Source organism: Amycolatopsis sp. SID8362, assembly GCF_010550475.1.
GTDB lineage: Bacteria > Actinomycetota > Actinomycetes > Mycobacteriales > Pseudonocardiaceae > Amycolatopsis > Amycolatopsis eburnea.
In genome coordinates this window covers 1-392 of record NZ_JAAGNB010001707.1, presented here as the reverse complement: position 1 = coordinate 392, position 392 = coordinate 1, and the positions used below count along the sequence as shown (strand labels likewise).

Annotated in this window: 1 protein-coding gene; it reads left to right on the top strand. The window is 75.5% G+C overall.

Features of this window, described 5'->3' with window-relative positions:
* Positions 1–91: 91 nt before the first annotated feature.
* Positions 92–376 (top strand): hypothetical protein, encoded by a 285-nt coding sequence (locus tag G3I65_RS52085; protein ID WP_160703475.1) that lies wholly within the window; start codon positions 92–94, stop codon positions 374–376.
* Positions 377–392 lie beyond the last annotated feature (16 nt).

Below are 392 nucleotides of genomic sequence, written 5' to 3'. Positions count from 1 at the left end.
GCGAGGAGGACACCGAGCACCGCGACAAGTACGCGGCGGGCTACGACCTGCTCGACGACCTCCCGCCCGCCTACCCGCCGGTGTTCGGCGAATGACCGGCTTCCACGCCGACCCGGCCGCCCTCGACGTCCTCGCGCGGCAGCTGTCCGACACGTCCGCGGAGTACGCGGCGGCGGTACCGGACCTCGACGTGGGCGACCTCGGACCGCCCGCCGTCTCGAGTGCGCTCGCCGCGCTCGCCGGCGAGTGGGCGGGCCAGATCTGGGGCGTGCACGAGGATTTCGCCGCTTCGGCGGAGAGCGTCCGGGCCGCGGCGAAGGCCTACCGCACCACCGACGCGGCCGCGGCCGACGACCTGGGGCGAGCCGATGGCTGACTTCCGCGGCCTCGGG

What these genes read in the sequence shown, in the direction of transcription:
- G3I65_RS52085 (WP_160703475.1), top strand. Translation starts at nt 92, where the DNA reads ATGACCGGCTTCCACGCCGACCCGGCCGCCCTCGACGTCCTCGCGCGG.